Genomic DNA, 16,939 nt, shown 5'->3' with positions numbered 1-16,939 from the left:
GGGTTTATTCATCCTCGTAATGTCCCGTGGTCATTTTCTGTGAATATATGCAGGGATCACAAATGCGAAAAACAGATATCTATTGCCGAAATCTGGCAATAGACTTTTTCAGTGAGTCGGAGGAGACACGAAGTTGTGGTCAGCAGCGGAATTACAGGGATTTTGGCAGAGAATCAATGGGCTACAAATGCAGCACTCACCTCTCTTTTTATTCTTAGACATAGCCATGTTTTCTAAGCGATCGCAAAACGCGCGATGGCAAATGTCCATCACCTAATAACCGTGAGTGCCTGATAAAATTTCTTCGCAGCGCATTGTACGCAGAACAGCGCGATATTTATCAGCAACGCCGGGAATTTTTCCATCCTTCAGTATGTTGTAATTAAATACCCCTCCCCTGATGCGTATCGAACGAATGTTAACCAATTAAGGAGAAATCAGGGAGATTCCTTACTCAATATATACAATGATAATTATTCTCATTATCATGCGCATTTGCTTACAAACGTTAACATATTATGGAGAAATCTTAAGTGAATGTAACCAGATGTAGCCAAAAGCGACCTGTCGCGCTGTTTTTGGCCAGCCTGCTGAGTACGTCAGCTTATGCTGCCAATGAGGAGCCAACCGAAAAACTGGCTGACGATGAATCAATGATCGTCACGGCGGAAGAGGAATTGAAGCAACAGCCGGGTGTTTCAACCATCACTGCGGAAGACATCCAGAAAAGTCCGCCGGTTAACGATTTGTCCGACATTATTCGTAAGATGCCCGGCGTGAATCTCACCGGTAACAGCGCCAGTGGCAGCCGGGGCAATAACCGTCAGATCGATATTCGTGGCATGGGACCAGAAAACACCTTTTATGATTGATGGTGTCCCTGTCACTTCGCGTAACTCAGTACGGTATAGCTGGCGCGGCGAGCGAGATACACGCGGTGATACCAACTGGGTGCCCGCCGAAATGGTTGAGCGCATTGAAGTCATCCGTGGTCCGGCAGCATCACGCTACGGCTCAGGAGCGGCAGGTGGCGTGGTGAATATCATTACCAAACGCCCGACTAACGACTGGCACGGCTCATTGTCATTGTTCACCAATCAGCCGGAAGATGATAAAGAAGGTGCCACTAAGCGCGCCAACTTCAGCCTGAGCGGACCGTTAGCCGGAGATGCGCTGACCATGCGTTTGTATGGCAACATCAATAAAACGGACGCCGACGCTTACAACATCAATACCGCGGAAAACGGTTCCTATGCGGCAGGCCGAGAAGGTGTGCGCAATAAAGACATCAACACGGTGTTTTCCTGGAAAATCACCCCGCTACAAATTGTTGATTTCAGCTATGGCTATAGCCGCCAGGGCAATATTTATGCGGGTGATACGCAATACAGCAACGGCAATATCAGCCCGAATGGTTTGGTCGAGTCACTTTATGGTGATGAAACCAACCGCATGTATCGTCAGAGTTATGGTGTAACTTACAACGGCATCTGGGATTGGGGTACGTCTAAGCTCAATTTTAATTATGAGAAGACCAACAACACCCGCCTGCAGGAAGGTTCGACCGGTCGCGTTGAAGGGATGATCAACAGCAATGACTACGCAACCAGCCGTCTCGAAAGTTATCGTGCCGGAGGTGAGATTAACTTCCCGGTTGAATTGCTGGTTGATCAAACCATGACATTGGGTGCCGAATGGAATCGTGATGAATTGAATGACCCCGCTTCCATGACCGCGACCGATGCATCCGGTGTGATTATTGATGGCGTTTCGGGTAACCCAGCCTCACGCAGCAGTAAAAATAGCGCCACCATTAGTTCGCTTTATTTTGAAGATAACATCGCCGCCACCGACAGTACTGAGGTGATTCCCGGCCTGCGTTTCGATTATCACAATAAATTTGGTGCTAACTGGAGCCCGAGTCTGAATATTTCTCAGGGGCTGGGTGATTATTTCACCCTGAAAGCGGGTATCGCTCGCGCCTTTAAAGCACCGAATCTGTATCAATCGACGGAGGGTTATTTGCTCTCGACCCGTGGCAACGGCTGCCCGGTGGGGATCTCTACCGGAAGCTGCTATTTATTAGGTAATGAAAATCTCGATCCTGAAATCAGCGTCAATAAAGAAGTCGGGATCGAGTTCCATAATGACGGTTACACCGCCGGTATTACCTGGTTCCGCAATGATTATAAAAATAAAATCGTCGCGGGTGACGAGGCAGTGGGCTACACCTCAAACGGATACAATGTGTTGCGCTGGGAAAACGGTGGCAAAGCCATTGTTGAAGGTCTGGAAGGCAACCTGACAATTCCGGTGATCGACGACACGCTGGAGTGGCGTACCAACGCTACCTATATGTTCCGTTCGGAAAGTAAGAAGACCGGTAACCCATTGTCGGTGATCCCGGAATTCACCATCAACTCGCAGTTGGACTGGCAGGTCACGGACAAACTGGACGCCAATATCAACTGGACACAGTACGGTCGTCAGAAACCGCGCCAGTACGCTGAGATTCGTAACGAGTCCGGTGCCATTTCTAATCGTGAAATCAGCCCCTACTCTATCTTTGGTCTGAACGTAAATTACGCTATCACCAAAAATCTGCGTGCCAACGCAGGTATTAACAACCTGTTTGATAAGCGGGTTTATCGTGAGAATGATGGCGCATCCACCTATAACGAGCCAGGTCGGGCTTATTATGCTGGGGTGACGATGTCGTTTTGATGAATGCCACCACCCTGTTGGATATTGACAGGGTGGTTGTTTTGAAGTGGATAGTTATTTGCCAGACGGGTGCGAAATGATGTTGAGTTCAATGGCGAGACTGATGGCATGTTTAGCGTTATTCACACCAAGTTTTTTCACAACTTTACCCATGTGAAACTTGACCGTACTTACCGTAATATCCAGCATACGTGCGATTTCAGGGTAGGTTTTCCCGGTACTGCTCCAGTAGAGGATTTCGTTTTCGCGGGCTGAGAGTGTATTCCCCTCAACAGTAGGCGTCTCATTTTCTTCGCGATAGAGATGAAGTAGCATTTCATGGGTGTCGATTAAAAGCCCCTGAATATCATTTTTATTTTTTGTTATATTATCATACCTTTCTGCTTCTAAGTACTTATTCACATACAATGACAATATAACCAAATTGTTTTTTTGATCATGCAAGATAAACGTATGGCCACTCACGATATTATAAGGCGTGACCGATTCAAATATTCTTTCGATAACCCATCGAGAATTAATCATTAAACTATCATCCCAAATAATTGGAGAGATACGGTTTAATGCATTTATTATAACAGGATCTATATTCTGAAGCCTGCTCTCCAGATAAACCTGTGAAAAGTAATCTGGCAAATCGGAAATGATAATCATGTCATCTGAATTACGCTTATTCATTACTGCAAATGCATAATTCATATCACCATATTTTTTTAGCTGTTTTTCCAGATGTTTCTTTACGATTTCATTTTTTTGAGGATCTGAGAAAAACTTACTATTCATTCAATTATTCCCCTGAACTCATTACATTACAACGAGTGTTGCAGTTGAGAATAGTATCGTATCCAATGATATAGCACAAACATAAATCACAAAAGACGGCATGATGTGAGCCAGCCCACTAAAAGGCTGGTTCGTTTTTAGTAGCCTGCATCAAACCGAGCCAGCAGTGGAGCAGATACTTCGAGGAAAGCACCTCTAATTGACTTTAAACTCAACCTATTGAATTAGGTTCACGCCAGATTGGGAAAAGTTCAGGAAAACCTTCAATTTGCAAAGGTTTGCCCGCATCACGATAACCAAAACGCCTGACTAAAGTACGCGTACTAAAAGCTGTACATTCGGCGTAGCACGGCAGCTTTGCCTTATCCAGAATAACATTCAGCTTGCTGAACAATGCTTTTACAATTCTTCCCCCTCTGTTAGCGCGTGAAACTGCGACAAGGAAAATATAAAAATGCGGTGGTGTTCGAGGATGATACTGGTCAAGCCCGCTCATAAAGGCTGAGGCTGTAATGTAATCAACCCCACACTCCTGCTTAAGCAAACTATCGAGTCGTTCATTTTCTTCTTTAGTCATTTCCATCAACTGCGGATTAAAATAAACCAGCACGCCAACGTCGTCCTCAGCCAGAAGAATGCCGCCTTTTTTTTGAGCAAGATCCACATAAATACGGAAAAATTTTTTCATTGTACCCAGACGTCTCGACATATTCTCATCAGTAAAGGCGAATTTGAGTACTGGGTCGTGATAAAATTCTGAAGCCAATAACTCACAGACTTTTTCCAGTTCGGAAGTTTTCGCATGTCTACATTTCATTGTTCATTCCCCTAATAATTTAATAATCATTCCATTATATTTTATATTCAGACCAGCGCTTGCTTATTTTTTAACTCAGTAATAAGACTATCAATTGCTGCTCGTGTCACATGCGGCATAATAACGATATGTGCTAACTTTCCTCTGCCACTGAGTTGGAATAGATTGAAGATCTCTTCTCTGGGACGGCTAAAAATCACTACCAGCGATTGCGGTCCACGCTCAACACAAAATGAAGGATGAATCGCTTTTACCGATTGCATCTGTTTATAAGCATAAGCGGCAAGTTTCTCGCAGCGTGCTGCGATAGCAGCCTGCATAGTGGGTGTCACCGTATTTATGGTGTACCAGAGAATTAATGCGGCCAAACCATTGCGCGTACCCCCCAGCGTGGTATCCGGTGTATCGACATATTCAGGCAATGTCGCCGGAAGCATGCGATACTTTTCCTTGCTCATGTAAACGCCTGAAGCAAAGGGCGCACCAAACCATTTATGGGTACTCATCACGATCGAATTCACAAACGGCAGGCGAAAATCAAAAAGCGGCCCTCTCTCTGACGTTAGCCGCTGTTCACTGGCTAACTCCAGGTAAGGCAGATACGCAGCCCCCAATGCCCCATCAATATGAATCCAGCAGCCCGAATGATCACAACCATGCCGTTCCAGAATGCCTGACACCTGCTGCCATACCCGCACGGCGTCATCGAATCCACCCAGAAATGTCGTACCCACATTCAAAACAATAATCGGTGGATGCCCTCTGGAGACGAAGAAATCGACCAACGCTGACAATTTTCTCACATCCACCGCACCATCCTGTTCCACCGGTACGCCATTGGGCCATTGACCATCTGGGGTTACAGGACACTGTCCCGGAAAGTATTTATTACCCACTTCCTGAAAAGCGGTAATATCCAAAACATTTGCACATTTTTCTAGTGAATAATGTGCTTCCTGAGAATAATAAAGCACAGGTTCACGCATCGTATTCTGACATATTCCCCTGGTTCTCGCCCGTGAGCTGAAATATTCACGAGCACTCCATAATGCGTACATATTTCCCTCCGTGGCCCCCATTGATAACACGTAGCCCCAAAAGGAATTCTGAGTCAAAGGCGAGCGCGGAAGCGCATGCCAGAGCTTGCAAAAGTAGTCCAGCACCTCTTGTTCCAGCTCGCGTGTATTCAATAAGGTCGAGTTGGCTTCGTAAGGGTCACCGAGATTATTCAGGTGAACATCGATAAATGGTGCCAGTGCCGAATAGTCGAAGTTTTGATTGAGTGGATAACCTAAAGATAATTTCTGACGGCCGATAACTTCACTGTAAATATTTCTCAACCGCTTCATCACTTTTTGCTGCACCAGTTCTTCAGGACAGGCTAACAAATGAGGGTTGTAATCCCCGCACCTCCCAAGCTCACTCGAAATGACTTTATTTACGTCAATTAATTTCTCCATAAAAATACTCCATAAACGCGTACTGACGTATCACCCAGACAACCATTGAAATATCTCGCTGACTGTCATCCTTAAACAAATCTTTTTTATCCTGCCATATTTCGAAATGATTTGTCGCGTTAATGGTAACAACTCAGACCAAATAAATATATCTGGCTCACAGATGATACATATTCATTTCTGAATATATAATAGTTTTCGTGAATTTCGTTATTTATGTATTCAGGTATAGCAGTTATTTCCCTACCCCGCCTCCACCAGCAAACGTCCCAATTCCCCCGCCAGTTCTGAGTTCGCCTGCCCGGCCCGCTGCACCAGCCCTACCTCGCGGTAAAACGTCTCCGCTCCCATCTCCACCACCCGCACCGTCTTCGGCCAGCGCTGAGTCGGTTGGGTTTGTGGCACCAGCGCCACCCCCAACCCATTCGCCACCAGTTTTACAATCGCCTCCAGCTCATCCACTTCGCACAGCTCCTGCACATGGATACTGCGCTCCCGCAGATAACGGTCCACCTGGCGGCCACCAAATGAAGTACGGTCATAACGAATAAACGGATGTGTCGCCAGCAATTGTGCTGCTTCTTCCCCCGTCACCTGACACGGCACAATCAATCGATAGGGTTCGCGACGTAAGGTGGTCCAGTGCAAATCGGTTTGCAGCGCAAACGGCGGGCGGATCACTGCCGCCAGATCCAGCTCCCCGGCGTCCACCAGGTTGACCAATTCCAGCGACAAACCCGGTACGATGCGCGTCTGGCAACCGGGAAACTGCTTATGAAATCGCGTTAACGCAGTGGGCAACAGCGAACGCTGAATAGAGGCAATTGCACCCAGGGTGACGCGAGCTGCCGGACGGGGCAGTTCGGCCTTATCACCGAGATGGCGGTATAGCGTCAGCAGCTCATCCACCTGCGGCAACAATTGTTGACCGCGCAGATTAAGCCTGGCACTGCGCCCGCTGCGGTCAAAAAGATCAAAACCTAACTCGGCTTCCAGTCTGAGCATTTGCGCGCTCACCGCTGCCTGGGTCAGACCAATTTTGTCACCCGCTGCGGCAAAGTTGCCCTCCTGCACCACCACCATGAAGGTTTTTAGTTCCCGAATCATCGATGACACTCAAAAATTATTTGTATTAACCCCAACTATATATTGTTTTTATTCAAACAAAACCATTCGTATGATTTTGAGCAGATGCTGCACCAGCAGCGCACCGCCCCCTCTTTTTGATGCTGGAGACACTATGAGCCTTTCCCCTTTTCACCTTGCCATCCCGGTTTACGATCTTGATGCAGCACGCACCTTCTACGGCACCATTTTTGGTCTGGCAGAAGGTCGTTCCAGCACCCAGTGGGTCGATTTTGATTTTTATGGTCATCAGTTGGTGATCCACGAACACCCCAAAACCGCCTCCCAGGAAAACGTTCATTCCAACCCGGTCGACGGACATGATGTGCCGGTGCCGCACTTCGGCATTATTCTGCATTGGGATGAGTGGGAAGCGTTGGCTGAGCGCCTGCGCGGGTTCAACACCAAATTCGTGATCGAACCCTATGTTCGCTTTAAAGGGCAGGTCGGCGAACAGGCTACGATGTTCCTGTTCGACCCGTGCGGTAACGCGCTGGAATTCAAGGCGTTTAAAGATATGAGCCAGCTGTTTGCCAAATAAGTTTTTGGTGTCAGCCCGTGTGCTTAACGGAAAAAGTGCGCCAGGGCAGCGGCCAGCGCCAGCGGTTGTTCATCCGGGATGAAATGGCCACTTTGGGCGATGGTGATCCCGGTGACATCGTCGGCAAACTGCCGTAACGGTGTCGCCATATCGGGGATGGAACCCTGATCGGCGCTGATTGCCAGCAGCGGTAGCGTCAGTTTGCCCTGCTCACGCAGCGCCCGATTCTGCTCCGCAGATTGCGTCACTACCCGATAGGGTGCCAGTCCGGCGCGCAACGCGCCATTCTGGCGTAGCAAACGCACATATTCAGCCATGTCAGCGTCGCTGAATACCATCGGGCTGGCGGTTTTACGCCGCAGAAACCACTCCAGATAAATCTCCTCGCGCCCACTGATTAAGGCTTCCGGTAAATCCGGCAATAAATGGAAGGCAAAGTGCCAGGTCTTCCAGGCTTTATCCGGCGTGGCTGGAAGCGCCTCGGGCAACGTGATCCCCGGAATGCCCGCGTCCAGCAGCGCCAGTTTGATAACTTGCTGGCTGTAGCGCACGGCATACGGCCAGGCGACCCAGGCTCCTACGTCATGCGCGGCCAGGTAATAGCGCGGATGACCAAGCTGTTGCATCAGCCCCTGAACCTTAGCCGCCAGTGCCTGAGTATCGTAACCAGCCGACGGTTTGTCAGAGTCACCCTGTCCGGGCAAATCCGGCGCGATAATGAAATACCGATCGGCCAACTGCGCCATGACCTGATGCCAGGCGTACCAGCTTTGTGGGAAGCCAGCCAGCAGCAGTAAAATTTCTCCCTGCGGATTGCCGCCGCTAACATAGTGCAGACGAACGCCCTCCACGGTGGCGTAGTGATGCGCAAAACCGGGCAAATTCGCCACCGGTTGGGACCAGGGTTGGGCGATAGCATGATCGGACACGTATACCTCCAGTTATTTAGGAAATGACTATTTCCTTATCAGGTAAAAAATTTTAATCCAGCAGCGTCAGGGCGCTGGCTATCAGTCGCTCACGCGCCGGTAAATCCTGCATTTTTCCCGCCACGCGCATCCCCAACACCAGACAGAGCAACACGCCTCCCACGGCTTCAGCGTCAAGTTGTGGATTTACCGAACCATCCTGCTGCCCCTGCTCCAGCAATTGCAGCATCGATTGCTGGTTGCGTTCGAGCGCCGCACGCACCAGTTCAGCAAGCTCTGCATCCAGTACCTGGAGCTCGATAGCACTCCCCACCACCAGGCAACCGCGCCGCCCTTCAATATCACTGGCGGATTCAAGGTAAAAACGCAGCACTTCAGCAATACGCGACCGGCCATCCGGTTGTTGCGCCAGCCGCTGGCGCAGCGCCTGATTACGTAGCGAGGTATAGCGCGCAAACACCTGCAAAAACAGGCCGCGTTTGTCGGTAAAGGCTTTGTAGATACTGCCGGCGGTAAGTTGCATCGCTGCGCTGAGATCGCTGATTGACGCGCTGTGGTAACCCTTTTCACGAAATACCAGCATGGCACGATCGAGCGCGGCATCGGTGTCAAACTGACGCGGGCGACCGCGTTCACGGGGCTGTACAGACATCTTATTACCATTTAGGAAATGATTGATTCCTAAATGGTGCCACAGTTTTGTTTTGAGGGGAAGCACGATAGCTCGCGGCTGATTTCATATTCTAATCACCTTGCCACTTGCCCTGTTTAAATTTACAGTATCGACCTTACCCAATCCTTCATCTAAGAAAACCTTATGCGAACAACGGATACGTTACGCCTGCTGCTGCTGGCAGCCATCTGGGGAGCCAGTTTTTTGTTTATGCGCATTGCCGTTCCGGCATTAGGTGCCGTCAATACCGCGTTTCTGCGCGTGGTGTGCGGCAGTATCGGCCTGCTGGTGATTATGGCTGTGCTGAGAATGCCGCTGCGTTTCGACGGCAAACTGCGCTGGGCAATGCTGCTTGGGGTGATCAACTCCGGGCTGCCATTCCTGATGTATTGCCTCGCTGCACGCGTGTTGCCCGCTGGCTATTCCGCCATCCTGAACGCCACTGCACCGCTGATGGGCGTAATCATGGGTGCGGCCTTCTTTGCCGAAAAACTGACGTTGAAGAAAGTGATGGGTATGGTGGCGGGGTTTGCCGGTATCCTGCTAATCAGTACCACCGGTGAAGCACATCTTACCCGCGCGTTAATCCTTGGCATTCTGGCCTGTCTGGTAGCAACCACCTGCTACGGCATCGCTGGGTTTCTCGCCAAACGTTGGATCACTGCACGCGGAGGGATGGATGCCACCAAAGTGGCGTTTGGTAGCCAACTGGGGGCATCCTGCTTTCTGCTGCCGTTCTTTGCCGTTACCGCGCCGCAGACCGCAGCCAGCCAGTGGCAAATCCCGGAAGTCTGGGCTTGCATTCTGGCGGTGGGCTTTATCTGTACGGCGCTGGCTTACATTCTTTATTTCCGCTTGCTGGCGGATATCGGCCCACTGCGTACCCTGACCGTGACCTTCCTGATCCCACCCTTCGGCATTTTCTGGGGCTGGCTGGTACTGGGCGAGGCGTTAAATCAAGGATTTACCGCCGGAGCGTTGCTGATCGTTTGTGCGGTATGGCTGGTGGTCAAAGCTGACCGACCAGCCCCGCAGGTCGCCAGCGTAAAATAACCCAGCTACTTTTTGCTGGTCGGTTTCATGCTGCGATTCAGATCCTGAATGCGCTTCATGGTTTTGACGGTGCGCGTCGCATTGGCCGACGCCACCGACAAAATCAGCATTTCCAGACACACCAGCACCGCGCTATGCAACGGCATACGGCCATCTTCCCCGCCGCGTGGCACATTGATCACCACATCCGCTTCTTTGGCGAAAACAGAATCCGCAGCATTGGTCAGCAAAATAATCGGGATCCCCAGACGTTTTGCTTCCTTGATGGTGGTAATCCCTTCCCGATGTGCCGATTTTTGCGCCATCATGATCAACACGTCACCACGTTGTAAGGCGATAAGTTGTTCCGCCAACGCAATACCGGAGCGATTTATTGAGACTGCCGGAATACCAATACGCACTAATAAGCGGCGGCTATAATCCGCCAGCACACCTGAGGCATTAATGCCAAATAAGCCAACCTGACGCGCCTCAATTAATAATGCCACCGCGGCGGCAATGGCCTGGCGATTATGCGGTTCAGCTAACGCATCACAGGCGCGTTTATGTCCATCCAACACAAAATCGATCCCGGAGTTAATATCGCAGGAAAGCTCACTGACGGTGGTTGCCATTTTTTCTTCGGAATTCATGACCGGGCCAAACCAGACTTCCAGCGTTTTTTTTAAATCTCGTAATCCGGCAAAACCTAATGCCTGCACCGCACGGACTACCGTGGCATCTGAACTGTTGGTCGCTGCCGCAATCTCCATTGCCGTGGCTTCCACCACCGCCTCACGATTTTCATGGATATAGCGCACCACGGTTTGTAGCTGTGGCGAAAGCGAAGCAGCCCGCGCGCGATAGCGTTCACCCAGAACATCGACACGATTTTTTATTTTATTTACTGACGCCATATTATGTCCGATCTGTTTGTTTTAAATGAGATTGTTGCCGTCTGGCGTACTCCCCACGGCCACATCCGTAGTGACACTAAAGGAATTTCACAACAAAAACTACAGGGAAATGTGACGGAAAACCATCGCCTTATATCTTTATAATGGATATTATTCAATAGGTTATTGATAAAATGACCGGTTCAAAAATGTCGCTATTGTCGCTGTAGCGACTCGGGTATTTTTTAAATTTACTACTACATTCTCTCATGGTTGAATGATTCTCAATTACATCATATCACACCAAATTCGCTGAGAAAGAGAGGCGATCGTTGAATTCTAAGGCGTTAATCATCCGGCCATTACGTGGGGTAATGGCCCTGTTTTTACTGCTGCTGAGTAGTCACGCGTTGGCAAAAACCATCACCGATATTGATGGCAATCAGGTCACCATTCCTGACAATCCACAGCGCATCGTGCTGGGCGAAAGCCGTATGCTGTACACGCTGGCAATGCTGGAACCGGGTGATCCGTTCAAATATATTGTCGGCTGGCCGCAGGACCTGAAAAAGTATGACAGCCAGACCTGGGACATCTTTGCGCGTCAGTTTCCGCAGATGCTGAAGATCCCAACGCTGGGTTCCGGTGGTATCAATGATATAAACCCGGAGCAGGTGCTGGCATTAAAACCGGACGTGGTGATCCTGCCGAGCCTGGCACGCTATGATGACGGCGATTTGCGCCTGGCAGCGATGCTCAAGGCGGCGCACATTCCGGTGGTTAAAATCGACCTGCGCGTGCATTTGCTGAAGAACACCACGCGCAGCGTCGCGATCTTTGGTGAAGTACTGAACCAGCAGGCACGAGCCAACGCCTTCAATGATTTCTACCGCGCGCATATGCAGGTGATTCAGCAACGTCTGGCGAGTTATCAGGGGCCAAAACCCACGGTGCTGCTGCAACTCCATCTCGGACGCCGCAATGAATGTTGCGTCACCGCCGTAAAAGGCAGCCTGGGTGAGTTGCTGAACGCGGCCGGAGGCGACAATATCGCCAGCAAAACTGTGCAGGGCGTGTTTGGGCGTCTGAGTGAAGAGACGGTGATCGCCACGCAACCGGAATACTACATCGCCACAGGTGCAGGGGATAACGATGCGCAAAGCGCGCTGAAGTTAGGTCCGGCAGTGGCTCCGCAAGCAGTGCAAAGCAGCTTTAACGCCATGACCGCAAAACAGAACGGCCTGCGTGAACTGAAAGCACTGCGCAACGGTCATGCGGCGGTGATTTGGATGAATTTCTACCTCAGCCCGTGGCATATCGCCGCCACTGAGTTTATGGCGAAGACGCTGTACCCGGATCTGTTTAAAGATGTCGAGCCAGAGCAAACCCTGAAGCAAATCTTCCATGACTATCTGCCGATTCCGTATAGCGGCACCTATTTCCTGCAACCCCAGCCATAAAATGCCTACCTTCTCGTAGCGGCACGGTTTATCACGCGCCTTTGACCTTACTGGCGCGAAAAACAATGCGTGATAAATCTCGCCGTTACGGAAAACATGCCACCGTAGTCTATGCTTGTTTCTCACAGGCTAATCCCTGACCACCCCGAAATTTATAGCTCGCATTACCGTATTAGAAACTGCGCGACGTCGTTGACAGCTCACTTCTGGAACCAGCGAGGCGATAAAATGGAGTCCAATACCTTTAACAAAAGTTGGGGTGCTGAGTATGCACCTGACGGCAGCGTGCGCTTTCGCCTCTGGGCCTCCGGCCAGCGCAGCGTCACATTGCGTCTGGCGGGCGATGATCATGTGATGGAAGCCAGTGGCAACGGCTGGTTTACATGGCAGGAGAGCCATGTGACGCCAGGTACGCCTTATCAGTATCTGCTGGCCGATGGCACGCTGGTGCCCGATCCCGCCTCACGCGCGCAGCAATCCGATGTGAATGGCCCCTCGCTGGTGATTGATCCCAACCACTATCCCTGGCAGCACCCTGACTGGACCGGACGCCGCTGGGAAGAGAGTGTTTTCTACGAGCTGCATATCGGCACCTTTACACCGCAGGGCACGTTTCAGGCGGCGATTGAAAAGCTGCCGCATCTGGCGGAACTGGGCATCACCATGATTGAGCTGCTGCCGGTTGCGCAGTTTGGCGGTAACCGTGGCTGGGGTTATGACGGCGTGCTGCTCTATGCCCCCCATTCGGCCTACGGCACGCCCGATGAGCTGCGGGCGCTGGTGGATGCCGCGCACGGGTTGGGTATCTCAGTGGTACTGGATATCGTGCTTAACCACTTTGGTCCGGAAGGCAATTATCTGCCGCTGTTATCACCGGATTTTTTCCACCAGCAACGGATGACGCCCTGGGGGGCCGCAATCGCCTATGATGTCGCGCCGGCACGTCACTACATTGTCGAAGCGCCATTGTACTGGCTGACAGAATTCCGCTTTGATGGCCTGCGCTTTGACGCCATCGACCAGATCAAAGACCCATCCGGGCAACACGTATTGCTGGAAATCGCCGAGCGTATTCGTCAGGAAATCAGTGACCGGCAGATTCATCTCACCACCGAAGACAGTCGCAACGTTATTTTTCTGCATCCACGCGACCCGGACGGCAGCGCGCCACTGTTTACCGGCGAGTGGAATGATGACTTCCATAACGCGATTCATGTCCTCGCCACCGGTGAAACCCATGCGTACTACACCGATTTTGCCGACCAGCCGGAAAAACTGCTGGCCCGCATCCTGACGCAGGGCTTTGCTTATCAGGGCGAAGTCTCGCCCCACAGCGGCAAGCCACGCGGAGTAGACAGTTCCGGGCAACCGCCGGTGGCTTTTGTCGATTTTATTCAAAACCACGACCAGGTCGGCAATCGCGCCCAGGGTGACAGGCTGCTTACCCTCGCCGGAAAGGCTCGCACTCAGGCGCTGTTTGCTACCCTGCTGCTCGCACCACATATTCCGTTACTGTTTATGGGTGAGGAGTATGGCGAGACGCACCCTTTCCTGTTCTTCACCGATTTCCACGGTGATCTGGCAAAAGCCGTACGCGAGGGGCGTGCCCGCGAGTTTACCGGCCATGCCGGACATGAGGCTGACAGCGTGCCGGATCCAAATGCCCGCAACACCTTTGAGAGGTCGAAGCTCGACTGGTCGAAAACCAGCGGCAGCGAGGGACAAGCGTGGCTGGCGTTGACCCGGCAACTGCTGGCGTTGCGTCAGCAACATATCGTGCCATTACTGAATCACACGCCCAAGGGCCGGGTTATCGCCATCGCGCCGGGTTTGGTTGCAGTCAGTTGGCATTTTCCCGCAGGGACCCTGTCGCTGGCGCTGAATATCGGCGAGCAAGCACATCCGCTGCCAGCGTTGCCCGGTACTACCCTGTTTAGCTCGACTCAGGTGACCGCTTCGTTGCCACCCAATTCGGTGATCGTACGGCTGGCGCTGGAGGATCAACCATGACCATTCCAACCGCAACTTACCGCATTCAGTTTCGTGACGGCATGACGTTTGATCGTGCCGCCAGGCTGGTGCCTTATCTGAAAAAGTTGGGCGTGAGCCATCTCTATGCCTCCCCCATTTTCACCGCAACCACCCATTCCACCCACGGATATGATGTTACGCGGGCCACGCAAATTGACCCGGCATTAGGTGGACGGGCGGGTTTTGATCGCCTGGTGCAGGCACTGCAAAACGCCGGTCTGGGGCTGATCATCGATATCGTGCCCAATCATATGGCGGCTTCGCTGGAAAATCCGTGGTGGCGCGATGTCATCGCGCACGGCGAGCACAGCCGCTACGCGCACTTCTTTGATATTGACTGGTCGCGCCCGCTGACGCTGCCGTTTCTCGGCACACCTTTTTCTGAAGCGTTGGAAAAGGGAGAAATCAGCGTCAAAGCCGATCCCCTCACCGGTCTGCCCGCTTTCGCGTATTACGACAATGTTTACCCACTGACACTGGATAGCTGGCAGGGGCTAAATCTTCAGGACAAGGTGGACCTTGCAGCGCTGCACGAACGTCAGCCCTATCGGCTGATGAGCTGGACCGATGCACCGCGCGATCTTTCGTATCGGCGTTTTTTCGAAATCACCGGGCTGGTCGGCGTGCGGGTCGAAGACCCGGAAGTATTTGACGCAACCCATCAGCTGATTCTCGAACTGGTGCACAGCGGTGCGGTCAACGGGTTACGTATCGATCATATTGATGGTCTGGCCGACCCCAAAGGTTATCTGACACGACTGCGTCAGCAGGTCGGCCCGGCGTGCTATATCACGGTGGAGAAAATTCTGGCAGGCGATGAAGCGCTGGCCGCAGACTGGCCGGTATCTGGCACCACCGGTTATGAATTTATCGCCGCCCTCGCCGATGCGCTGGTCGCCAGCACTGGCATTCAGGCGCTGCGCCGCGCCTACAACGCGGTAACCGGCAAGTCACTGAATATGGACGCTGAATTACGGGCGGCGAAAGCGCTGATGGTTGATCGCAATTTCGCAGGCGAATTTACCCGGCTGCTGGCACTGGCGCAGCAACTGGTCGCCACTGACTCACTGGAGAACGATCTACGTGAATTGCTGCTGGCCTTTCCGGTATATCGCACCTATGCCACCGCCGCGGGGTTACCCGCGACTGATGACCTGCTGCTGCAAAAAATTGTGGCGCAAATCGGGGCGGATACCCCGCTTACCCGACTTTTTCGCGGTGCGGCCCCGGATGACGCCACCGCGCTGTTTCGCACCCGCTTTCAGCAACTTAGCGGCCCGCTGATGGCAAAATCGGTAGAGGACACCCTTTTCTTCCGTCAAAGCGTGGCGCTGGCGTTGAATGAAGTGGGTGCAGAGCCACTGGCAGGTGACTTCTCGCCAATCCGTTTCCACCGCGCAATGCAGGCACGACAGCAACAACAACCCGCCGGACTTTCCAGCACCTCCACCCACGATACCAAGCGCGGCGAAGATGCCCGCGCCCGTTTGTATGCCCTCAGCGAAGCGCCAGAGCGCTGGGCGGCCGCTGTAGCGCGCTGGCGACAGATGCATCAGCCATTCGTCCGGCAGTTGCGCGATGGCCCGGCCCCGGAACCGGCGGTGGAGTGGCTGCTGTATCAGGCGCTGGCAGGGGTGTGGCCGGTAACACTGAAACCCGATGACACGCCAGCATTACAGGCGCTGGAAAAACGTTTTATTGATTTTGTCGAAAAAGCCCTGCGCGAAGCGAAACTGCGCACCGACTGGGCGGAGGACAATCAACACTATGAACAGACGGTGCTGGCCTACGCCCGTCAGTTACTGTCGCCCGACAACCCGGACTTTTTGCAGGATTTCACCACCACGCTCCAACCGTTTATTCATGCCGGGCTGGCAAACAGCCTGAGTCAGACGCTGATCAAGCTGGTCGCGCCAGGCGTGCCGGATATCTATCAGGGGAGCGAAGCACTCAATTTTAGTCTGGTCGATCCCGACAACCGTCAGCCACCCGATTTTTCCCGGCTACAACAGATGCTGGCTGAGTCGCCGCCCTACAGCTGGCTCAATGGCCAGATAAAACAACAGGCGATCGCCGCGTTACTGTCTGTGCGCCAGCAACATGCGTCGTTGTTTAACGCCGGTGCTTATCTGCCGCTGGCAACCTCACGCGAGGATGTGATTGCCTTTGCGCGCACCGACGGAGACGCAGCGCTGTTGGTGGTGGTGCCGCGTCTGCCGTTCACGGCGTTTCAGGGGCAGTTGCCGCATCCGCTGCCGCGGGCACCGATTGATCTGCCCGCATCGCTGACTGCACGCCGCTACCGTGACGTGCTGCAAGGCGGCGAACTTGACGTGGGCGATACGTTGATCAGCGCTGAGCCTTACCTGGTTTTATTTAACAGCTCACATTAACTGCGCGATAAATCGCACCGCTACCGGATTCATACGACTCGTAGCGGCGTGATTTATCGCGCATATCGAAATCAG

General features: G+C 52.2%; 12 protein-coding genes and 1 pseudogene. 6 read left to right on the top strand and 7 right to left on the bottom strand.

The annotated features are described in order from the left end of the window. Positions 1-533: 533 nt before the first annotated feature. Positions 534-2,724 (top strand): annotated as a pseudogene (locus tag AC6I8N_RS21100) (TonB-dependent siderophore receptor). 54 nt (positions 2,725-2,778) lie between these two features. On the opposite strand, the gene AC6I8N_RS21095 reads toward AC6I8N_RS21100, so the two are convergent. From AC6I8N_RS21095 to AC6I8N_RS21080, 4 genes are all read right to left on the bottom strand, one after another. Next, entirely contained in the window at positions 2,779-3,507 is a 729-nt protein-coding gene (locus AC6I8N_RS21095) for a helix-turn-helix transcriptional regulator (protein WP_497831053.1), read from the bottom strand. A gap of 211 nt (positions 3,508-3,718) precedes the next feature. Next, positions 3,719-4,324 carry a GNAT family N-acetyltransferase gene (locus AC6I8N_RS21090; RefSeq protein ID WP_497831052.1) on the bottom strand — a complete coding sequence of 202 codons (606 nt, stop codon included), beginning with the start codon at positions 4,322-4,324 and terminating at the stop codon, positions 3,719-3,721. A 47-nt stretch (positions 4,325-4,371) separates the two neighbouring features. Then, positions 4,372-5,784, bottom strand: coding sequence for a pyridoxal-dependent decarboxylase (locus tag AC6I8N_RS21085; protein ID WP_497831051.1), 1,413 nt, complete (start codon positions 5,782-5,784; stop codon positions 4,372-4,374). 243 nt (positions 5,785-6,027) lie between these two features. Continuing rightward, entirely contained in the window at positions 6,028-6,891 is an 864-nt protein-coding gene (locus AC6I8N_RS21080; protein ID WP_497831050.1) for a LysR family transcriptional regulator, read from the bottom strand. A gap of 133 nt (positions 6,892-7,024) precedes the next feature. Here AC6I8N_RS21080 and AC6I8N_RS21075 point away from each other — a divergent pair, with 133 nt between their 5' ends. Then, entirely contained in the window at positions 7,025-7,450 is a 426-nt protein-coding gene (locus AC6I8N_RS21075) for a VOC family protein (RefSeq protein WP_497831049.1), read from the top strand. Between the two features lie 23 nt (positions 7,451-7,473). On the opposite strand, the gene AC6I8N_RS21070 is transcribed toward AC6I8N_RS21075, so the two are convergent. Both AC6I8N_RS21070 and AC6I8N_RS21065 read right to left on the bottom strand, forming a co-directional pair. After that, a complete protein-coding gene (locus AC6I8N_RS21070; protein WP_208725828.1) occupies positions 7,474-8,379 on the bottom strand; it encodes an alpha/beta fold hydrolase in 906 nt (301 codons plus the stop codon). A 52-nt stretch (positions 8,380-8,431) separates the two neighbouring features. After that, on the bottom strand, positions 8,432-9,031 hold the full coding sequence (locus AC6I8N_RS21065) for a TetR/AcrR family transcriptional regulator (RefSeq protein ID WP_415174637.1): 600 nt from the start codon (positions 9,029-9,031) through the stop codon (positions 8,432-8,434). Between the two features lie 165 nt (positions 9,032-9,196). On the opposite strand from AC6I8N_RS21065, the gene AC6I8N_RS21060 reads away from it, so the two are divergent. Continuing rightward, positions 9,197-10,105, top strand: coding sequence for a DMT family transporter (locus tag AC6I8N_RS21060; RefSeq protein WP_497831048.1), 909 nt, complete (start codon positions 9,197-9,199; stop codon positions 10,103-10,105). A gap of 5 nt (positions 10,106-10,110) precedes the next feature. On the opposite strand, the gene AC6I8N_RS21055 is transcribed toward AC6I8N_RS21060, so the two are convergent. After that, complete coding sequence (locus AC6I8N_RS21055) at positions 10,111-11,001, bottom strand: MurR/RpiR family transcriptional regulator (RefSeq protein WP_208725834.1); 891 nt, start codon at positions 10,999-11,001, stop codon at positions 10,111-10,113. Positions 11,002-11,354: 353 nt separating this feature from the next. On the opposite strand from AC6I8N_RS21055, the gene AC6I8N_RS21050 reads away from it, so the two are divergent. The 3 genes from AC6I8N_RS21050 to treY all read left to right on the top strand — a co-directional run bounded on the left by AC6I8N_RS21050 (position 11,355) and on the right by treY (position 16,864). Then, positions 11,355-12,440 carry an ABC transporter substrate-binding protein gene (locus AC6I8N_RS21050; RefSeq protein ID WP_497831047.1) on the top strand — a complete coding sequence of 362 codons (1,086 nt, stop codon included), beginning with the start codon at positions 11,355-11,357 and terminating at the stop codon, positions 12,438-12,440. Positions 12,441-12,668: 228 nt separating this feature from the next. Continuing rightward, complete coding sequence (gene treZ / locus AC6I8N_RS21045) at positions 12,669-14,450, top strand: malto-oligosyltrehalose trehalohydrolase (RefSeq protein WP_497831046.1); 1,782 nt, start codon at positions 12,669-12,671, stop codon at positions 14,448-14,450. After that, on the top strand, positions 14,447-16,864 hold the full coding sequence (gene treY / locus AC6I8N_RS21040) for a malto-oligosyltrehalose synthase (RefSeq protein ID WP_497831045.1): 2,418 nt from the start codon (positions 14,447-14,449) through the stop codon (positions 16,862-16,864). The genes treZ and treY overlap by 4 nt, the downstream gene beginning before the upstream one ends. Positions 16,865-16,939 lie beyond the last annotated feature (75 nt).

The organism is Pantoea sp. X-Soil-TKNS-1279 (assembly GCF_059730565.1).
Note: the sequence above shows the minus strand (reverse complement) of the source record. Positions and strands in the feature narration are given on the sequence as shown.